Here is a 19199-nt window from a genome sequence, read left to right on the forward strand (position 1 = left end):
TGGCCCCTTGCGGCTCGCGGTGTTCCAGGGGCTCTGCAATGGCGGCAAAGATGATCGAAGCGATTCGCGGGCTCGAGCGAGAGCGATTTCGCGCGATGGTCGACGGCGATGGGCAGTCGCTCGACACGCTGCTCGCTGACAACGTGAGCTACGTTCATACGAACGGCAAGCGCGAGACGAAGCGACAGTTCATCGACGGGATCACCGCGGGGCGCCGTCGTTATCGGCAAATCGAGGTGCAGTCGCAAGACGTCCTGCCGGCCGGGCGCGAGACCTACGTGGTCACGGGCCGCGCGCTGATCGAGATGGAAGCGAACAACGGCGCGCTGCTGTTCCCGATTGCGTACACCGCGATTCACACACACGAAGACGGCCAGTGGCGGCTGATCGCATGGCAGGCGACGCGTTGCGCGCTGGAGTGAGATTTTCATCGCGCGGGCGCGCCTTGCGAGCGCGCCCGTCCCGGCAGCCGAATGCGGCGGGGTGCGCACTCCGCCGCCGCAAGCTCAAGTCGGATTTACGCGGTTGCGCAATCCTCAGCTTTATCGCGGCTGTTTGCGCCGTATTCATCGCGCTCGGCATCCGCGTCGCGCGCCGCGCGTGAGCCGCGCATCGCCACTTCTCCCGCATACGGATGCCGCGCGGCCACTGGAAGCCGCGTGCAGCGCTCCGCCACGCGCCGGATCGCCGCTAGATCCGAGAAATCCAGACCGCTGTCGATACCCATCGCGTCGAGGTTCACCGCGAGCGTGACGAGGTCGACGTTGCCGGTGCGTTCGCCATTGCCGAACAGACAGCCTTCGATGCGATCGGCGCCCGCCAGCAGCGCGAGCTGTGCCGCGGCCACGGCGGTGCCGCGATCGTTGTGCGGATGCACCGACAGCACGATGCTGTCGCGGTAGCCGAGGTTGCGGTGCATCCATTCGATCTGGTCGGCGAATACGTTCGGCGTGGCCGCTTCGACGCTTGCCGGCAGGTTGACGATCATCTTGTGATTGCGCGTCGGCCGCCACGTTTGCGCGACCGCGTCGCATACCTCGCGCGCGAACGGCAGCTCGGTCGTGTTGAAGGTCTCGGGCGAGTACTGGAAGGTCCAGTGCGTTCCCGGCCGCGCCTGCGCATGTTCCTTGATGACGCGCGTGCCTTCGACTGCGAGCGCCTTGATCTCGTCCTTCGATTGCTGGAACACGATGCGCCGAAACGACGGGCAGATCGCGTTATACAGATGCACGATCGCGCGCGGCGCGCCTTCGAGCGCTTCGAACGTGCGTGCGATCAGCTCCGCGCGCGACGGTACGAAGACTTCGATCGTGACGTCGTCGGGAATGCGCCGCTCGTCGATCAGCTTGCGCACGAAGTCGAAATCGGTCTGCGAGGCCGACGGAAAGCCCACTTCGATTTCCCTGAAACCGATCGCGACCAGCATCTCGAAGTACTCGAGCTTTTGCGCGGCGTTCATCGGTTCGATCAGCGCCTGGTTGCCGTCGCGCAGGTCGGTGCTCATCCAGACGGGCGCGGCGTCGATCGTGCGACTCGGCCATTTGCGGCCGGTCAGCCGCACGGCGGGAAAGGGACGGTACTTTTCAGCGGGATTGCGCAACATGGTGAGGTGCCTCATTCGTGGTGTCGTCGGCGGAGGGTGGGACGTCGAGCGGTTGGCCGACTGTCACGCATGCTCGGTGCGGATGCCCGAGGCAACGTGCATGTGATCCTCTCGCTTCGCCCGCGCGGTAAACGGACGAATGCAAACGACGACAGGTTGTGGAGAACTACGACGGGGGTGAAGCGAGACTGCGGGAACTACCGGGAGGACCGCCGACGGCAACCGGAGCTGCCAGCGCGCGGCGCTACGCGTGACTTACGCCAGGCGTAGCGATAGGGGCCGCGCTAGGCGGCCGGAGATAATTCGGAGGGTGTTCGGGAGGGAACGCATGGGGCCAAATGTATGACGGCGGGCGTTGGCCTGTCAACCCGCGGCCGTCAGGCCGCCGTCTTCGCGATATCGACGATCAGCTCGACCTGCCGCTCGATCGCGCCCGGCACCGGTGCTTCGCCGCGCAGCACGGCGTCGATCCAGGCGGCCGTGGTCGCCGCGTCGCGCGCTTCGGGCAGCTCGACTTCGGGCGCATCGGGCGACGAGCGCTCGTGCGGCAGCCGCGTCTCGCAGATGCCGTCATGCAGCCAGTCGACTTGCACCTGGCGGCGCGTATCGGCGACCGCCTCGCCTTCGGTGCCGCGCGCGAGCAGCGCACCGCCGACGGCCGCATCGGGATGCGTGATGAACAGCTGCGTGAGACTGTCGCGATACGGCGGATGCGTGTAATTCACGAGCCGCAGCCCCGCGGGCGCGAATGGCTGCAGCAGCTTCACGAGCGTATGCGTCGAGTTGCGCACGCCCATGCGCCGGCGCAGCGCGAGCAGGCGAGCGAGCTTGGGCGCGAGTACGTCGATCGACGCGAACGCGACGCGACGCTCGGCGAGACCTGCTTCGATCTGCGCGTGCGACTGCGCCTGGGCGATGCGCAGATGCGTGAAGATTTCCGCGCTCGTCACGCGACCCGGATCTTCGGTGACGCCGTGCACGAGCACCGGCACGCCTTCGCGCGCGAGCAGCAGTGCGAGCAGCGGCACGAGGTTCGGCTGCTTGCGTGCGCCGTTGTACGACGGAATCGAAACGGGCCGAAACGCGCCGTGGGGCAGCCGCACCGGCTCGAACGACGTATGCGCGGCGGCCAGCATCGCGGCGAGTTCGTCGGCGGTTTCGCCTTTCACGCGATACGCGAGCAGCACCGCGCCGAGCTCGAGATCGTCGACGCGGCCGTCGAGCATCGCGGTGTAGAGCGCGCGGGTGTCGTCGGCGGTCAGCGCGCGGGCGCCGTTCGGGCCGCGGCCGATTTCCTTGATGAAGCGGGCGCAGGGGAAGGGAGAAGTCGTATTGGTCGAGTCGGTCATCGTGCGCAAGAGGCGGTGGCGTGCCGCGCTTGGGCGTCGGCTACGGCATTCGGGAAGCTATTCGGTGTGAGTATCGCATCTATGGCGAGCGGGCGAACAGCGGCGAAGCTGGCACGCGGTGACGCGCGACGGCCCGCCTCACATGCACCCGCGCCGTGCCGCGCGTTACACTCGATGTTTCTCGCCGCCTCGGCGGCGCCCATCGAAAAACGGAGAACGGGATGAGTTACGTGTTTGCACCCGCACCGCAGGTCGCGGTGCCGGTCGTGGGGTCGAGCGAGCAGTTCGCGGTGCGCCGCATCTACTGCGTGGGGCGCAACTACGAAGCGCATGCGCGCGAAATGGGCCACGACCCGGACCGCGAACCGCCGTTCTTCTTCTCGAAGCCGGCCGATGCGGTCGTCTACGTCGCGCCGGGCACCACCGGCGAATTCCCATATCCGTCGCAGACGAAGAACGTCCATTTCGAAATGGAAATGGTCGCGGCGATCGGCGAGGGCGGCAAAGACATCCCCGTCGAGCGCGCGCTCGACCACGTCTACGGCTACGCGCTCGGTCTCGACATGACGCGCCGAGACCTGCAAGGCGAAGCGAAGAAAATGGGTCGTCCGTGGGACACCGCCAAGGGCTTCGATCACTCGGCGCCGCTCGGCCCGATCCATCCGGCTTCGGCTGTTGGTCACATCGGCAAGGGCGCGATCTGGCTGTCGGTGAACGGCGAGGACAAGCAGCGCGCGGACGTGTCGCAGCTGATCTGGTCGGTGGCGGAGACGATCGCGTATCTATCGACGCTGTTCGAACTGCAGCCCGGCGACCTGATTTTCACCGGCACGCCGGAAGGCGTCGGCGCGGTCGTGAAGGGTGACCTGATGAGGGGCGGCGTGGACGGACTCGGCGAATTCAGCGTACGCGTCGTTTGAGACGGCTTGCGGGCAGGTGGAGGAGGCAGACAACATGAAGCTCTACAGCTATTTTCGTAGCTCGGCGTCGTATCGCGTGCGCATCGCGCTGAACGTGAAGAACCTGACGTACGACTACGTGCCCGTGCACCTGGTGCGCGAAGGCGGCGAGCAACTAAAGCCCGAGTATCGCAAGATCAACGCGGACTGCATCGTGCCGACGCTCGCCGACGGCAATCATTTGCTGCCGCAGTCGCTCGCGATCATCGAGTATCTCGAGGAGACGCATCCGGAGCCGCCGCTGCTGCCGAAGGCGCCGCTCGATCGCGCCTATGTGCGCTCGGTGGCGCTGCAGGTCGCGTGTGAGATTCATCCGCTGAACAATCTGCGCGTGCTGCGCTATCTAAAGCACACGCTGCGAGTCGACGACGACGCGAAGGACGCGTGGTACCGGCACTGGATCGACGCGGGCTTCGCGACGCTGGAAGCGCGTCTCGCCGGCGACGCGCGCACCGGCAAACTGTGTTTCGGCGACACACCGACACTTGCCGACGCGTGCCTGATTCCGCAGGTTTTCAACGCACAGCGCTTCAAGGTCGACACCGCAAAGTTTCCGACGATCCAGCGCATCTACGACCACGCGATGCAACTCGATGCGTTCGCCCGCGCTGCGCCGGGCGTGCAGCCGGACGCGGAGTGATCGCGGGATCGCTTGAAGCGTTGACGGCGACTCGAAACGAAGAAGGGCACCCCGCGGAGTGCCCTTTTCCTTTTTGCGCGCCGCGAGCGGCGAGCGCCGCGGCGGTCAAGCGATTGCGGGATCAGCCGCCCAGCAGCGCGTCCGAAAACTCCTCCGCGCTGAACGGCTGCAGATCCTCGACCCTTTCGCCGACGCCGATGAAGTACACCGGAATCGGCCGCTGCCGCGCGATCGCCGCGAGGATGCCGCCCTTCGCGGTGCCGTCGAGCTTGGTGACGATCAGGCCGGTGAGGCCGAGCGCGTCGTCGAACGCCTTGACCTGCGTGAGCGCGTTCTGGCCGGTGTTAGCGTCGATCACGAGCAGCACTTCGTGCGGCGCGCCGTCTTGCGCCTTGCCGATCACGCGCTTCACCTTGCGCAGTTCTTCCATCAGATGCAACTGCGTGGGCAGGCGGCCAGCCGTGTCGGCCATCATCACGTCGATCTTGCGCGCGCGCGCGGCGCCGACCGCGTCGAAGATCACCGCAGCCGGATCGCCGCTTTCTTGCGCGACCACGGTCACGTTGTTGCGCTGGCCCCAGACGGCAAGCTGTTCGCGCGCGGCGGCGCGGAACGTGTCGCCGGCAGCGAGCAGCACCGACTGGTGAAAGCTCTGCAGATGCTTCGCGAGCTTGCCGATGCTGGTGGTTTTGCCCGCGCCGTTGACGCCGGCGATCATCATTACGAGCGGCTGCGCGCGGCCGAGCATCAGCGATTTTTCGAGCGGCTTCAGCAACTCGACGAGCAGCGTGCGCAATGCGGTTTTGACCTGCTGCGGGTCCGTCAGGCGCTCGGTGCGCACTTTCTCGCGCAGCGATTCGAGCAGGAATTCGGTCGCCTCGACGCCGGCGTCCGACATCAGCAGCGCGGTTTCGAGTTCCTCGTACAGGTCCTCGTCGATCTTCGTGCCGACGAAGATGCCAGTCAGGTTCGAACTGGTTTTCGCGAGGCCGCTCTTCAGGCGCGTGAGCCACGAGCGTTTTGCGCCGGCGTCCTGCATGGGCGGCGGGACGATTTCCACGCTGTCGAGCGCGGCGTCTTGCGGCTCGGGCTGCGGCTCGATGATGGTCGTGACCACAGGCGGAACGGCGGCCGGCGTGGGCTCGACGGATTTGGCGGGCGAAACCGGCTCGACGGCCTCGGCCTCGGGCGTCGCGCCGTCTTGCGCCGCCAGCGATTCGTCTGCGGCGGTATCGGACTCTTTCGAACCCTTGAATCGTTTGAAAAAGCTGAACATGATCTGACGTATGGGAGAGCGCGCCGATGCGCGCAGCCGGCACGGGACCGGCGAAGCGGTGGGCAGCGCCGGGATGCGAAAAGGCGGGGCGCTGGCAGCCGCACATTTTATCAGGCGTGCCGCGGTGCGTCGTATTGGCCGCCCGGCAAGCTGGACGCGCGCCGCCCCTGTGGTAACGTGGGCGCTCCGGCCCGCGCGCACCGGCGCCGCGGGTGTATTCAACACCTCGCTGAAACTGCACGATACTGCATGCCTCGTTTAGCACCTTCACGCGCCGCTGGCGCCTCGTCCAAAGGCGGCAAGCCGCATGCCATTCGCATCATCGGCGGCGACTGGAAACGCACGCCGCTGCCCGTGCTCGATCTGGACGGCCTGCGCCCGACGCCCGACCGCGTCCGCGAAACGCTGTTCAACTGGCTCGGCCAGCGCCTGGACGGCCAGCACTGTCTCGATCTGTTCGCCGGTAGCGGCGCGCTCGGCTTCGAAGCTGCGTCGCGCGGCGCGGCGCGCGTGCTGATGGTGGAGCGTCATGCGCGCGCCGCCGGCCAGTTGCGCGCGAATCAGCAGCGGCTCGATGCACGCATGATCGAAATCGCCGAGGCGGACGGCTTGCGTCTTGCGGCGAGCCTCGCCCCAGGCTCGTTCGACGTAGTGTTCCTCGATCCACCGTTCGATGCCGACCTGCTCGGCAAGGCGCTCGCGGTGGCCGTGCCGCTCGTGCGCCCCGACGGCTATCTTTATGTCGAGGCCGGCGAAGCGCTCGAACCGACCGCTCATCAGTCGCTTGCGGGCTGGGAGGTCGTGCGGCAGGGCAAGGCGGGCGCAGTGCACTTTCATTTGCTGCAGCGCGAAAATAAGGAATAATGCGCGTTCCAAAAAAGGGCCGGGCGGTTTATCGTCATCCGCGCCGGTGCGAAATGCGTCGCTTGGACGTGCCCTTTTGTCTGAAAAGAGGAGAAGTCTCATGGTAGTCGCCGTGTACCCGGGCACGTTCGATCCGCTGACGCGCGGTCACGAAGACCTCGTTCGGCGCGCGTCGAGCATTTTCGACACGCTGGTGGTCGGTGTGGCCGACAGCCGTGCCAAGAAGCCGTTTTTCACTCTCCAGGAGCGCCTCGCGATTGCGCACGAGGTGCTCGGCCACTATCCGAACGTCCAGGTGATGAGCTTCAAGGGACTGCTGAAGGACTTCGTGCGGAGCAACAACGCGCGGGTGATCGTCAGGGGTCTGCGCGCGGTGTCGGACTTCGAGTACGAGTTCCAGATGGCGGGCATGAACCGCTATCTGCTTCCGGACGTCGAGACGATGTTCATGACGCCGTCTGATCAGTATCAGTTCATCTCGGGCACGATCGTGCGGGAGATTGCGCAATTGGGCGGCGACGTCAGCAAGTTCGTATTCCCGTCGGTCGAAAAATGGCTGAAGGAGAAGGTCGCGTCGCTGGACCCGCAGGGCGGTGCCCAGGGGACGTGAGCCTGAGTCGCGCGAATGGCCGATTCTGACGGATCATTTATCCGACGCAGTGCAATGTCAGCTACCCTTCGCGGCCTTGGCGAATGCCGCGGCAAGTTTGTCGAAGAGTCGGAGGGCGGCGGGCGTTAGCTCGACCTGTTGCGGCGAGCATCTTCGGTGACGTGGAGCAGCAGCCAGCCTTTTTCGCGCATTGACGTGATCCGGGCATGCAAGGTGGCCGGAGGCCCGAGCGCACTTTGGGCCATCATGTCTCGAACCGACAGGCGTTCGTTTTTTGCCTCATGCGAGCAACGAACTCCAGGATCTTTTCTTCGAGCGGATCGACTCTACATTCTTGTCGAACCCGGCACAAAGGCCTTGTCACCGAAACAGCCCGGCAATTCCCGCATGTCGGCATGTTTAGCATTCAGTTGGCGTTGAACAGCGCATACGCCAACCAGTTGGCAACGAAATCTACCTAACCAGGAAGCGCAGTCGCCCATGGTGCCGGCGCGGGATTGCACGACCGCGCGGGGGCGAAAAAGCTATAATGTGTTGTTTTATCTAGCAAAGTTGGTGGCAGCATGGCCCTGATGATTACCGACGAGTGCATCAACTGCGACGTCTGCGAGCCTGAGTGCCCGAACGACGCGATTTCGATGGGCCCGGAAATCTATGTGATCGATCCGAAGAAGTGCACCGAGTGCGTCGGGCATTTCGACGAGCCGCAGTGTATCCAGGTGTGCCCGGTCGAGTGCATTCCGCGTGACCCGAACCACCTCGAAACGCCTGAGGGTTTGATCGCGAAATATCACGCGTTGCAGGCCGCCAAAGGCACCTGACGTGCGCGGGTGACGCGCAAAAGGAAACGGCGAAGGCCAGCGGGCCTTCGCCGTTTCCTTTTGCGGCGGCGTTTCGGTTATCCGACGTAAGCGCTGAAAATACCCCGCAACGCGTCGAGCAGAATGTCGCACTCGGCGTCGGTGCCGACCGAGATCCGCAGATGCTGGTCAATCCGCGGTGCATTGAAGTGCCGCACGAAAATTTCCTTTTCCCGCAGCCGCGACGCGAGCGTCGCCGCGTCGTACCCTGGATGCCGCGCGAACAGCAGATTCGCGGCCGACGGCACCACCTCGAAGCCGAGCGCGGTCAATTCCGCCGCGAGCCGTTCACGGCTCGCGATCACCTTCGCGCAGCATTCGCGAAACCACGCGTCGTCTTCGTACGCGGCGGTGGCAGCGGCTTGCGCCAGGCGGTCGAGCGGGTACGAATTGAAGCTGTCCTTCACGCGATTGAGCGCATCGATCAGCGCCGCATCGCCGAACGCGAACCCGACGCGCATGCCGGCGAGCGAACGTGACTTCGACACGGTCTGCACGACGAGCAGATTCGGATAGCGGTCGATCAACGCAATCGCCGACTCGGCGCCGAAGTCGACATAGGCTTCGTCGATCACCACGACCGAATCAGGATGGCTGGCGACGAGGCGTTCGATTTCCGCCAGCGCCAGCGGCCGGCCGGTCGGCGCGTTCGGATTCGGAAACAGGATGGCGCCATTGGGCACCGCGTAGTCGTCCACGTTGATCGCGAAACCCCCGTCGAGCGGGACGGTGCGGTAGTCGACCTCGAACAGCTTCGCATAGGTCGGATAGAAGCTGTACGTGATATCGGGAAACAGCAGCGGCTTGTCGTGCTTCAGCAAAGCCTGGAATGTCAGCGCGAGCACTTCGTCCGAGCCGTTGCCCGCGAATACCTGGTCGGCGCGGATGCCGTGATACGCGGCGACCGTTTCGCGCAGCTTGCGTGCGCTCGGATCGGGATAGCGGCGCAGTGCGTCGGCCGTGTCGCCGAGCTCGCGGCGGATCGCGTCGAGCACGCGCGGCGACGGCGGATACGGATTCTCATTGGTGTTCAGCTTCACCGGATGCGCGAGCGCGGGCTGCTCGCCCGGCACGTACGGCGTCAGACGGTGAACGATGTCGCTCCAGTAGCGGCTCAAGCGATTCTCCTCGCGGGGTCGATTGCGGGTTTCGAAGGATGTGGCGCGCGTCAGCTGTTATTGCGATGCAATTGCATCATTGCGCGTTCGAGCTCGCCCTTGACGATCTGCGGCATCACCGCGAGCGCGCGCTCGATCGACGCGTCGATGACCTCTTGCTCTTCTCGCCGCGGCGGCTTCAGCACATAGTTCGCGACGTCCGGCTTCGCGCCGGCGCGCGCGCTTTCGGGAATCAGATCACGCGGATGACCGATGCCGATCCGCAGCCGCCAGTATTGCTGCGACGACAAATGCGCGCTGATGTCCTTCAGGCCATTATGCCCGCCGCTGCCGCCCCCGAGCTTCAGCTTTACGCTGCCGGGCGGCATGTCGAGCTCGTCGTGCGCGACGAGGATCTCGTCGGGAAGAATCTTGAAGAATTGCGCAAGCGCGACGACCGACTGACCAGAACGGTTCATGTAGGTCTGCGGCTCGAGCAGATGCAGTTCCTCGCCATGCAACCGCGCCTTCGCGTAAAAGCCGTGAAAGCGCCGCTCGTCGCGCAGCGTCGTGCCAGCCTCGCGTGCGAGTTGATCGACCAGCCAGAAGCCGGCGTTGTGACGCGTCGCGGTGTATTCGGCGCCCGGATTGCCGAGCCCGACGATCAGCTTGATCATGATTGCGTGAGTCCACCAAGTCCGGAAGTGAAATGCACCGGACTAAAAAAAGCCGAAAAAAAACCCGCCAAGGCGAACCTCGGCGGGTCACATCGACCGTTTCATCGGAAACGGATCGAGAGGATTGCTTGCTTCGAACCGAAAGGCTCTTAAGCAGCCGACGTTTCGCCGCCTTCAGCAGCAGCAGCGTCTTCAGCGATTGCGCCAGCCGGGATCGTTGCAGCAGCGACCACCGGGTTTTCCGCGTCGACGTGGGCGACGAGCGCCACACCTGCCGGCAGCGGGATGTCCTTCGCGTGAACCGATTGACCAGCTTCGATCTTCGCGAGGTCAACTTCGATGAATTCCGGGAGTGCCGACGGCAGGCACTCGATTTCGATTTCGTTGATGACGTGCGAGATCACCGCGCTCGACAGCTTCACTGCCGGGTTGGTTTCCTGGTTCAGGAAGTGCAGCGGCACCTTGGTGTGCAGCTTCTTCGACGCGTCGACGCGCTGGAAGTCCACGTGCAGCACGAGCTGACGGAACGGGTGGTATTGCACGTCGCGCAGCAGAACCTGTTGCGACTTGCCTGCCACTTCCAGATCGAGGATCGACGAGTGGAATACTTCCTTCTTCAGCGCGTGCCACAGGGCGTTGTGATCGAGTTCGATCAGTTGCGTGTCAGCACCAGCGCCATAAACGATACCCGGGGTCTTGCCCGAGTTACGCAGGCGGCGGCTCGCACCCGTACCTTGCTGGGAACGCTCGAAAGCGACTACTTTCATGTTGAATCTCCAATGCACTGCCCGCGACCAGGCAGTAAAAACAGGGCCTCGAAGCCGTAATGGCTGAGGCCCGGGATCGCGGCAAGAACCTTCGTTCGTTCATGCCGATTGTGCAAAAACGCCGCGTGTCGCATCAAGCGGTACGCGGCGTCTTCGCAAATGCTTAACTTTCAGCGAACAGCGACATCACCGAATCGCCGCGGCGGATGCGCGAGAACGTTTCGGCCAGCAAACCGGCGCTCGTCAGCGAACGGATCTTCGCACACGAACGGGCTTCTTCGCCGAGCGGGATCGTGTCCGTGACTACGAGTTCGTCGAGTGCGGAGGCGGCGATACGCTCGCCCGCGCCGCCCGACAGAACCGGGTGGGTGGCGTACGCGAATACCTGCTTCGCGCCGCGTTCCTTCAGAACTTGCGCGGCCTTGCACAGCGTGCCTGCAGTGTCGACCATGTCGTCCATGATCACGCAGGTGCGGCCTTCGACTTCACCGATGATGTTCATCACTTCGGCTACGTTCGCCTTCGGACGACGCTTGTCGATGATCGCGAGGTCGCAATTGAGTTGCTTCGCCAATGCACGGGCGCGGACCACACCGCCGACGTCCGGCGAAACAACCATCAGGTTGTCGTAGTTCTGCTTGCGCAGATCGCCGAGCAGCACGGGCGTTGCGTAGATGTTGTCGACCGGGATGTCGAAGAAGCCTTGAATCTGGTCGGCGTGCAGATCCATCGTGATGATCCGCTCGACGCCGGCGATTTCCAGCATGTTCGCCACGACCTTCGCCGAGATGGCGACACGCGCCGAACGCGGGCGACGATCCTGACGGGCATAACCGAAGTAAGGGATGGCTGCGGTGATCCGGCCAGCGGATGCGCGCTTGAGCGCATCGACCATGATCATCAGTTCCATCAGATTGTCGTTAGTCGGCGCGCACGTGGATTGCAGGACGAAGACATCCTTGCCGCGCACATTTTCCTGAATCTCGACCTGGATTTCACCGTCCGAGAAACGGCTAACCATTGCTTTGCCGAGGGGAATACCGAGGTTTTTGACGACTTCCTGTGCAAGCGCGGGATTTGCGTTGCCAGTAAAAACCATCAGGCCGTCATGGCTGCTCATCATGCACCTACTTCAGGCTGGGGCGGGAGAATGTGAATTACTGCGGCGAACTACAGCGAACTACGAGAATTTTTGGCAGGGGAGAAAGGATTCGAACCTTTGCATGCCGGAATCAAAATCCGGTGCCTTAACCAGCTTGGCGACTCCCCTACACTAACTTTGAGCTCCGCCGAACGTGGAGTTTCGTTCGACGATGCAAAACTTATGACGCGAAAGCAAAGAGTGGATGCTGATCCAAGCCCGCGGCTACTGCGCTGCTCCATTCGCCGGGCAGCTTGGCTTGCGCCGCTTCTGCTTCAGCTTTGCTACGGAACGCTGCAAAAACACTGGCACCCGATCCGGACATCCGCGCTGGTGCGATGCTCTCAAACCACCGCAACACTTGCGCTACTTCCGCGTACTTTCCTACTACAACCTGCTGCATGTCATTCCGGCCGAAGCTTTCCGGCCATTCAGTGTTGCAGCTATGTTCTGCAGGAAAGTCCGTAATTATGAGGGGCTTTGTATCTCTTGTCAACGCTTTTTCGGAAAAAATCGCTGCAGTTGGAACCTGCACCCTCGGCGTCACTACCAGAAAGTGACGCGGCGGCAATTGTACAACGTCTAATGATTCTCCGACACCCTCTGCAAACGCATTTTTTCCAAATACAAAGAAAGGCACGTCCGCGCCGAGCTTCAACGCAAGATCCTGCAACTCCTGACGCGGCAGATCGAGCTTCCACAGGCGATTGAGCGCGAGGAGCGTCGTCGCGGCGTCGGAACTGCCGCCGCCGAGGCCCGCGCCCATCGGCAGGCGCTTGTCGATTTCGATATCGACACCTTCGCGAGAGCCCATATGCGACTTCAGCAATGTCGCGGCCCGTACGGTCAGGTCGTGCTCGGGCGGCACGTCGGCGATTTCGGTGCGGCGCGTGATGAGGCCGTCATCGCGTCGCGTGAAGTGCAGCGTGTCGCCCCAGTCGAGCAACTGGAAGACCGTTTGCAGCGTGTGATAACCATCCGGCCGACGGCCGGTGATGTGCAGGAAGAGATTGAGTTTCGCTGGCGCGAGACAGTCGCGCAGCGAATCGGTTGTTTCGATCATGAGTGAAGGCTACATGCGCCACGGTGGCGCCAAACGGGTGGCAAGGTTACGTGAGCGGATGCCGGGACAAACAGCAGCAACGACGACTCACTGATCCAGCACGAGCTTGATGTCGAGCGGCGGCTCCGAGCGACTCAGATTGACGCGCTTCACGCCGGTGGCCGGCGCATCGGCATAGGCGACATAGTCGATCGTCCAGCCATCCTGGGTGATCTGCTTCAGGCGCGACGGTTGCTCCGGATCCTTCTCGGTCTGCGCGCGCGAGGTCGGCGCCGGCGACGGCTGCAGCCAGTAGCGTAACCCTTCGACCGGCAGCGTGAAGCCGAGCGCGTTTTGCATCAGCGTCGACACATTATCAGCGGTGAGCGGCTGGCGGTTCGGCAACTCGAGCGTCGCCGAAGCCGGTGACGAGGTCACGATGGCCAGGGTCTGGCCGAGCGGATTGCGCAATTGCAGCGTGACAGTGTCGCCGGTTTCCTGCCACGAGAAATTGCCGTAGGCGTTGCGCTGCTGGCCGTTCTGATCGTTGTACTGGATCGCGAAGCGGCCCTGATACGAGCGGCTGGTTTGCGCGGTAACTTCGGTCGCGGCGTTCGACGTGGACGGCCCCTGCGGCTTCACCGATGCGCAGCCGCCCAACGCGACAACCGCTGCCGCCGCGCAACCAAGCGCGATGCCGCGCGGCGCCATGGAAAAAGAAATCAAACGGGAAAGACGCATCAAAGATCGTTTACCTGAAGACGTTGCAACGTTTTGACGAGAGTCTCGTTGTTGGGTTCGAGCTTGCGCGCCTCGCGGAACGCGGCGCGCGCCTGTTCCTGTTCGCCGGCCTTCCACAGCACCTCGCCGAGGTGCGCGCCGATCTCGGCGTTCGGCTGGAGGCTGTATGCCTTGCGCAGCAGCTTGATCGCATCGGCCGTGTTACCCATCCGGTACTTGACCCAGCCGACGCTGTCCATGATGAACGCATCGTTCGGTGCAAGGGCCGAGGCCTTCTCGACCAGCATGTCCGCCTCCGGCAGGCGCTGGTTGCGATCGGCGAGCGAATAGCCGAGCGCGTTATACGCCTGCGGATTGTCCGGCTGCGTCTGGATCAGCTTGCGCAACTGCGCTTCCATGACGTCGTAATGGCCGGTCTTCTCGGCGGCCATCGCGTAGTCGTAGGTGAGGTCGGGGTCGTCGGGAAAGTTCGCCGTGGCTTGCTGCAGACGCGCTTCGGCCTCCGGGTAGCGCTTCGCGTCGAACAGGACCGCTGCATCGGTGCGCGCGATCAGCGCCACGTCACGCGGATCCGAGGTCTGCAAGTTGGCGAGCAACTGGCGCGCCTCCTCGGTCTTGCCCTGCTTCGCGAGCAGTTGCGCGCGCGTGATCTGCGCGGCCAGGTATTGCTGACTCGCCGGCGAGATCTTGTTCAGCCAGTCGCTCGCGGCTGCCTCATTCTTCTGTTCGAGCGCTAGCTGCGCGAGATAGATGTAGGCCTGGCCCGCATCGGCGCCCGGCGTCTTCTCGGCCTGCTGCGCGTATTGAATCAGATAGGTCTGCGCTTCGGGGAGTTTCTTCTGCTGGATCTTGATCAGCGCGAGCGCCATCAACGGCGTCAGGTCGTTGGCGTTTGCCTTGCGCATGATCTCGAACTGCTTCTGCGCGTCGTCGAGACGGTCGCTCGCGAGATACATCTGCGCGAGCGCGAGCCGCGCGTCATGCGATTTCGGATTCTGCTGCACGTACTTTTCGAGCGACGCGATGCCTTCCTTGCGCTCCTCTGGGCCCATCTGCGACAGCACCAACGCCGCGGGCAGATAGTCGGGCTTGATCGTGAGCGCCTGCTCGAGCGACTTGCGCGCACCCGGCGCGTCGTCGGCCAGCAGCTGCTGGCGTGCGACGGCCAGTTGCGCTTCCGGTCGGTTCATGTCGTTCTTCAGCAGGTCCTGCAACACGTGCAGGCCACCGACGCGGTTCGGGCCGCGCGACAACAGCAATTGCAGCGCGAGGATTGCGCTGCCGCGATTTTCCTCAGGTACCTTCGCGAGTTCCTGCGACAGGATCGGCGACGCGTCGTCGGGCTTGCCGGACAGCACGAGCAGCGACGCGTCGAGTTGCGCGGCGCGTTCCGAACCGGGCGCGTACTGTTGCCACAATTGCGCGGCGGCGAGAGCGTCCGATGGGCTCTGCGCGGCCAGCGCGATCTCGGTGGCGCGTTGCGCCATGCGCGGGTCGTGCGTGTCGCGCGCGAGCGCGAGATAAGTCTGATAGGCCGGTGCTGGCTGATCACGCTGCAGCGCGATCTCGGCGGCCAGCACCTGGAAGACGATCTGGCTCGATAGAGGCACCCCGGGCAAAGACTTTTCGTCTTGAGGGGTTGACGGACCCAGCGGGTCCGGCATCGTGACCGACGTGTCGTCGGAATCTGGCGACGGGTCCTGCGCATGCGCGGGCACGGCGGCGAGCGCCCACAATGCGAGCGCACCCGCACCAAGCATCCGGCGAGCGGACACGGCGAGCGGCACGTTGGACACGCGCGCGCGGCGCTTTGAAAGCAGCTTCACGAAGGACACGTTCATGGAAATCCGTTCAATGTTTCAGTCGATTGTAACGCGCTCGCTACAATACGCGCACAACCACTCACGCAAGTAGCAGACCAATCAGCCATGCCAGAGTTGCCAGAAGTCGAGGTTACCCGACGAGGGATCGAACCGTATGTGTCCGGGCGCAAGGTTGAGCGCGTCGACGTGCGGACGGCCGCGCTGCGCTGGCCGATTCCGGCCGACCTTGCGAAAACCTTGCGTGGCCATGTGGTGCGCAAAGTCGAGCGACGCGGCAAGTATCTGCTGTTCGAAATCGACGCAGGGTGGTTCATCGTGCACCTCGGCATGACGGGCACGTTGCGCGTTCTGCGTCATGTGCCGCATCCGCCTGCCGCCGCGAAGCACGATCATGTCGACTGGATCTTCGACGACTTCATCCTGCGCTACCGTGATCCGCGCCGCTTCGGCGCGGTGCTGTGGCATCCGCGCGAGGAAGGCGACATCCTCGAGCATCCGCTGCTCGCGAGCCTTGGCGTCGAGCCTTTCTCGCCGGCGTTTTCGGGCGCACTGATGCATCGGCTGACGCGCGGGCGCAAGGTGTCGGTGAAGCAGGCTTTGCTGGCAGGCGACATCGTGGTCGGCGTGGGCAACATCTACGCGTCGGAAAGTCTCTTTCGCGCAGGCATACGGCCGACCACCGCGGCCGGCCGCGTGTCGCTCGTGCGTTATGAACTGCTGGCCGATGCCGTGCGCGTGACGCTCGCCGCCGCGATCGACAAGGGTGGCAGCACGCTGCGCGATTTCGTCGGCAGCAACGGCGAAAGCGGCTATTTCCAGCTCGACTACTTCGTCTATGATCGCGCGGGCCTGCCATGCCGTGTGTGTGCAACGCCAATCAAACAGATCGTGCAGGGACAACGCTCCACGTACTTCTGTCCCACTTGCCAGCGCTAGATTCTCGATGCCTTCCCGCCTGACTCCAACGATCGCCACGCGCTCCAGCGCGTCCGACACCACGCCCGCATTCACGCCGATATCCGATTTTTCCGCGCGCCTGATCGCATGGCAGCGTCAGCATGGCCGCCACGATCTGCCGTGGCAGAACACGCGGGACCCGTATCGAATCTGGCTGTCCGAAATCATGCTGCAGCAGACCCAGGTCTCGACGGTGATTCCGTACTACGCGAAATTCCTCGCGCGTTTCCCGGATGTCGCCGCGCTCGGCGCGGCGCCGTCCGATGACGTGATGGCAATGTGGGCAGGCCTCGGCTACTACACGCGCGCACGCAATCTGCATCGCTGCGCGCAGGTCGTCGTCGAGCAGCATGGCGGCGCGTTTCCCGCGTCGGTTGATGAACTCGCCGAGTTGCCCGGCATTGGCCGCTCGACGGCCGCGGCGATCGCGTCGTTCGCGTTCGGTGCGCGCGCGACGATTCTCGATGGCAACGTAAAGCGCGTGCTCGCGCGCGTGTTCGGCGTCGAAGGTTTTCCGGGCGAGAAGAAAGTCGAGAACGCAATGTGGACGCTCGCGGAATCACTATTGCCGTCGAATGCGTCGAAGGCGGAGGTCAGCGCCTACACGCAGGGCTTGATGGATCTCGGCGCGACCTTGTGCGTGCGCGGCAAACCCGACTGCACGCGCTGTCCGTTCGCGCCGGACTGCGTCGCCAACGTCACCGGACGTCAGCGCGAATTGCCGACCGCGCGCCCGAAGAAAGCGGTGCCGACGCGCCGCACGTGGATGCTGGTGCTGCGCGACGGCAACGCGGTGATGCTCGAGCGGCGTCCGCCGTCGGGCATCTGGGGCGGTCTGTGGAGTCTGCCCGAAGCCGCCGACGAAGCGAAGCTCGTCGAGCGGGCACGCGCGTTCGGCAGCGACGGTGAAGTGTCGGCGCTTGCGTCGTTCTCCCACGTGTTCACGCATTTCAAGCTCGACATCGAACCGCGGCTTGCCGAACTCGATCGCGGTGTCGGCGCCCTGGCCGCGCTCAACGACGCGGACACCGCCTGGGTTGCGCTCAGCGATCTGGATTCGTTCGGCGTGCCGGCCCCGGTGCGCAAGCTGCTCGCCAGCCTGCATGGTTCGTTACTCTAGCGGAAGGACGACTTCAGGATTTCACAGCAACTGATGCTGCTGCATGTAGTGATGCACGACGTCGATGCGCGCGCCGGCATCGGTCAGTTCCATCAGCTTTTGCCGCGCGCGCAACGCGATTGGCAGCACCTCGGCGAGACGGTTGGACACCCACGACGGATCGTCGAGCCGGAACGGTTCCGCAAACGGCAGGCTGTCCGGATCGCGTTCGCGGATCGTCGCGATGATCCGTTCGAGCACTTCCGCGCACGCGCCGAATTTGGCCAATAGCTCGTTGCCTTCGAGCGGCAGGTCGTCGGCGAGCGGCTCGGCCATGCCGACCAGCAGACCGCTCGCTTCGACGCGATGCGACAACAGACGAAAGCGCTTCGTGCCGCGTGCGCGAATCAGCAACATGCCGAATGCCTCGACGTCGCACTCGTCGATTTCGGCGAGACAGCCGATCGTTTCGGGCACCGAAGGTTCTTCCTCACGCGCGACTTCGGCACCGCTTTTCAGCATGCACACGCCGAACGGTGTTTTTTCGCGCAGGCAGTCACGCGCCATGTCGAGGTAGCGCGCTTCGAAGATTTTTAGCGGCAGCAAGCCATCGGGAAATAGCACCGTATGCAGCGGAAACAGCGGCAAATCGGCGTACACAGTAGGCGTAGAGGACATGGCGCAACGCTTCGGGTTAAGGCCGCGCGATGCGGCCGGTTAAGCCACCAGCTTCGATGATTCGCCGACGTCGACCGGCGCATCACGGTGCCGCACGATCACATTCGCCGATGTCGCGAGACGCGCGGCAAGCGTCTCCGCGATGAATACCGAGCGGTGCTGGCCGCCCGTGCAACCGATTGCGACGGTCAGATAACTGCGATTGTCGTCGCGGAAATGCGGCAGCCACTTGGACAGATACTTTTCGATGTCGTCGATCATCTCGTGGACGACCGGCTGCGCATCGAGAAAATCCATCACCGGTTTATCGAGCCCGGTGAGCGGCCTCAATTCATGATCGTAGTATGGGTTCGGCAGCGTGCGTACGTCGAATACGAAATCCGCGTCGAGCGGTACGCCGCGCTTGAAACCGAACGACTCGAACATCAGCACGAGCCCCGCGTCCTCTTGCTCGATGAAGCGTTTGACCCATGCGCGCAGCACGTTCGCGCGCAGATTGCTCGTGTCGATCTGATGGCCGAATTCGGCAAGTCCCGCGACCAGTTCGCGCTCGCGTTCGATCGCTTCGGCCAGCGACGTGAGCAGGCCAACGTCCGCGTCGTGCGCGGGCGAGCCGGACAACGGATGGCGGCGGCGCGTTTCGGAAAAGCGTTGAATCAGCGACTGCGTGCTCGCGCTCAGGAACAGCACGCGCACGTCGTGCGAGCGCTTGAGGTCGCGGATCATCGCGGGCATTTCGTCGAGCGACGAACCGGAGCGCGCGTCGATCGCGACCGCGAGACGGTCCTGGCCGTCAGCGGCGAGGTAGGTGGCGAGTTGCTGCAGAAAACGCGGCGGCAGATTGTCGACGCAGTAATAACCCGCGTCTTCGAGCGCGTTCAGGGCAACCGATTTGCCGGAGCCGGAGATACCGGTGATCAGGATTATGCGCATGGAGTCGTCGAAAGCGTAGATTTCATCATAGCATCTGGCCTCCATGCGCGCGCCCGCGTCCTGCCTTCCGCGGGCGCTTCATG

Annotated in this window: 19 protein-coding genes, 1 tRNA gene and 2 pseudogenes; 8 read left to right on the plus strand and 14 right to left on the minus strand. The window is 63.9% G+C overall.

The genetic code is table 11. From position 1 onward, the window contains the following. The first annotated feature begins 38 nt into the window (after positions 1-38). Positions 39-422 (plus strand): nuclear transport factor 2 family protein, encoded by a 384-nt coding sequence (locus AB3X95_RS23115; RefSeq protein ID WP_008921685.1) that lies wholly within the window; start codon positions 39-41, stop codon positions 420-422. Between the two features lie 194 nt (positions 423-616). Here the strand turns inward: AB3X95_RS23115 and AB3X95_RS23120 are convergent. Both AB3X95_RS23120 and ybiB read right to left on the minus strand, forming a co-directional pair. Then, a pseudogene (locus AB3X95_RS23120) lies at positions 617-1603 on the minus strand (2-isopropylmalate synthase); the annotation flags it as partial. 377 nt (positions 1604-1980) lie between these two features. After that, positions 1981-2952 carry a DNA-binding protein YbiB gene (gene ybiB / locus AB3X95_RS23125; protein WP_176368445.1) on the minus strand — a complete coding sequence of 324 codons (972 nt, stop codon included), beginning with the start codon at positions 2950-2952 and terminating at the stop codon, positions 1981-1983. 221 nt (positions 2953-3173) lie between these two features. On the opposite strand from ybiB, the gene AB3X95_RS23130 reads away from it, so the two are divergent. After that, entirely contained in the window at positions 3174-3872 is a 699-nt protein-coding gene (locus tag AB3X95_RS23130) for a fumarylacetoacetate hydrolase family protein (RefSeq protein WP_176368426.1), read from the plus strand. A 34-nt stretch (positions 3873-3906) separates the two neighbouring features. After that, complete coding sequence (gene maiA / locus AB3X95_RS23135; protein WP_368622657.1) at positions 3907-4551, plus strand: maleylacetoacetate isomerase; 645 nt, start codon at positions 3907-3909, stop codon at positions 4549-4551. A gap of 121 nt (positions 4552-4672) precedes the next feature. Here the strand turns inward: maiA and ftsY are convergent, their stop codons facing one another. Beyond that, positions 4673-5827, minus strand: coding sequence for a signal recognition particle-docking protein FtsY (ftsY, locus tag AB3X95_RS23140; RefSeq protein ID WP_368622658.1), 1155 nt, complete (start codon positions 5825-5827; stop codon positions 4673-4675). Between the two features lie 249 nt (positions 5828-6076). Between ftsY and rsmD the strand changes: the two genes are divergently transcribed. Together rsmD and coaD are read left to right on the plus strand one after the other, a co-directional pair. Further along, a complete protein-coding gene (gene rsmD, locus AB3X95_RS23145; protein ID WP_176125068.1) occupies positions 6077-6691 on the plus strand; it encodes a 16S rRNA (guanine(966)-N(2))-methyltransferase RsmD in 615 nt (204 codons plus the stop codon). 100 nt (positions 6692-6791) lie between these two features. Continuing rightward, positions 6792-7301 carry a pantetheine-phosphate adenylyltransferase gene (gene coaD, locus AB3X95_RS23150; RefSeq protein WP_176109624.1) on the plus strand — a complete coding sequence of 170 codons (510 nt, stop codon included), beginning with the start codon at positions 6792-6794 and terminating at the stop codon, positions 7299-7301. A 57-nt stretch (positions 7302-7358) separates the two neighbouring features. Here coaD and AB3X95_RS23155 read toward each other — a convergent pair. Continuing rightward, a pseudogene (locus tag AB3X95_RS23155) lies at positions 7359-7626 on the minus strand (winged helix-turn-helix domain-containing protein); the annotation flags it as partial. A 238-nt stretch (positions 7627-7864) separates the two neighbouring features. Here AB3X95_RS23155 and AB3X95_RS23160 point away from each other — a divergent pair. Then, positions 7865-8122 carry a YfhL family 4Fe-4S dicluster ferredoxin gene (locus AB3X95_RS23160; protein WP_176125067.1) on the plus strand — a complete coding sequence of 86 codons (258 nt, stop codon included), beginning with the start codon at positions 7865-7867 and terminating at the stop codon, positions 8120-8122. A 77-nt stretch (positions 8123-8199) separates the two neighbouring features. Here the strand turns inward: AB3X95_RS23160 and hisC are convergent, their stop codons facing one another. The 8 genes from hisC to AB3X95_RS23200 form a co-directional block, all read right to left on the minus strand. Next, positions 8200-9279, minus strand: coding sequence for a histidinol-phosphate transaminase (hisC, locus tag AB3X95_RS23165; protein ID WP_176125066.1), 1080 nt, complete (start codon positions 9277-9279; stop codon positions 8200-8202). Between the two features lie 50 nt (positions 9280-9329). After that, positions 9330-9935 (minus strand): aminoacyl-tRNA hydrolase, encoded by a 606-nt coding sequence (gene pth / locus AB3X95_RS23170; RefSeq protein WP_176368423.1) that lies wholly within the window; start codon positions 9933-9935, stop codon positions 9330-9332. 149 nt (positions 9936-10084) lie between these two features. Next, entirely contained in the window at positions 10085-10702 is a 618-nt protein-coding gene (locus AB3X95_RS23175; RefSeq protein WP_368622659.1) for a 50S ribosomal protein L25/general stress protein Ctc, read from the minus strand. A 163-nt stretch (positions 10703-10865) separates the two neighbouring features. Next, positions 10866-11822, minus strand: coding sequence for a ribose-phosphate pyrophosphokinase (locus AB3X95_RS23180; protein ID WP_008921698.1), 957 nt, complete (start codon positions 11820-11822; stop codon positions 10866-10868). Between the two features lie 73 nt (positions 11823-11895). Beyond that, positions 11896-11972, minus strand: a tRNA-Gln gene (locus AB3X95_RS23185). Between the two features lie 52 nt (positions 11973-12024). Further along, entirely contained in the window at positions 12025-12906 is an 882-nt protein-coding gene (ispE, locus tag AB3X95_RS23190; RefSeq protein ID WP_176368422.1) for a 4-(cytidine 5'-diphospho)-2-C-methyl-D-erythritol kinase, read from the minus strand. Positions 12907-12993: 87 nt separating this feature from the next. After that, positions 12994-13626, minus strand: coding sequence for a lipoprotein insertase outer membrane protein LolB (gene lolB, locus AB3X95_RS23195; protein WP_368622660.1), 633 nt, complete (start codon positions 13624-13626; stop codon positions 12994-12996). Beyond that, complete coding sequence (locus AB3X95_RS23200) at positions 13626-15467, minus strand: tetratricopeptide repeat protein (protein WP_176382476.1); 1842 nt, start codon at positions 15465-15467, stop codon at positions 13626-13628. Before AB3X95_RS23200 ends, lolB begins: the two co-directional genes overlap by 1 nt. Positions 15468-15554: 87 nt before the next feature. Between AB3X95_RS23200 and mutM the strand changes: the two genes are divergently transcribed. Beyond that, positions 15555-16385, plus strand: coding sequence for a bifunctional DNA-formamidopyrimidine glycosylase/DNA-(apurinic or apyrimidinic site) lyase (mutM, locus tag AB3X95_RS23205; protein ID WP_176109617.1), 831 nt, complete (start codon positions 15555-15557; stop codon positions 16383-16385). Between the two features lie 7 nt (positions 16386-16392). After that, positions 16393-17526 (plus strand): A/G-specific adenine glycosylase, encoded by a 1134-nt coding sequence (gene mutY / locus AB3X95_RS23210; protein WP_368622661.1) that lies wholly within the window; start codon positions 16393-16395, stop codon positions 17524-17526. Positions 17527-17547: 21 nt separating this feature from the next. Here the strand turns inward: mutY and AB3X95_RS23215 are convergent, their stop codons facing one another. After that, a complete protein-coding gene (locus AB3X95_RS23215; RefSeq protein ID WP_013088324.1) occupies positions 17548-18183 on the minus strand; it encodes an LON peptidase substrate-binding domain-containing protein in 636 nt (211 codons plus the stop codon). Between the two features lie 39 nt (positions 18184-18222). Next, entirely contained in the window at positions 18223-19116 is an 894-nt protein-coding gene (gene rapZ / locus AB3X95_RS23220) for an RNase adapter RapZ (RefSeq protein WP_041734268.1), read from the minus strand. Positions 19117-19199: the final 83 nt, after the last annotated feature.

Source organism: Paraburkholderia sp. BR13444, from assembly GCF_040948755.1.
GTDB classification, from domain to species: Bacteria; Pseudomonadota; Gammaproteobacteria; order Burkholderiales; family Burkholderiaceae; genus Paraburkholderia; species Paraburkholderia youngii.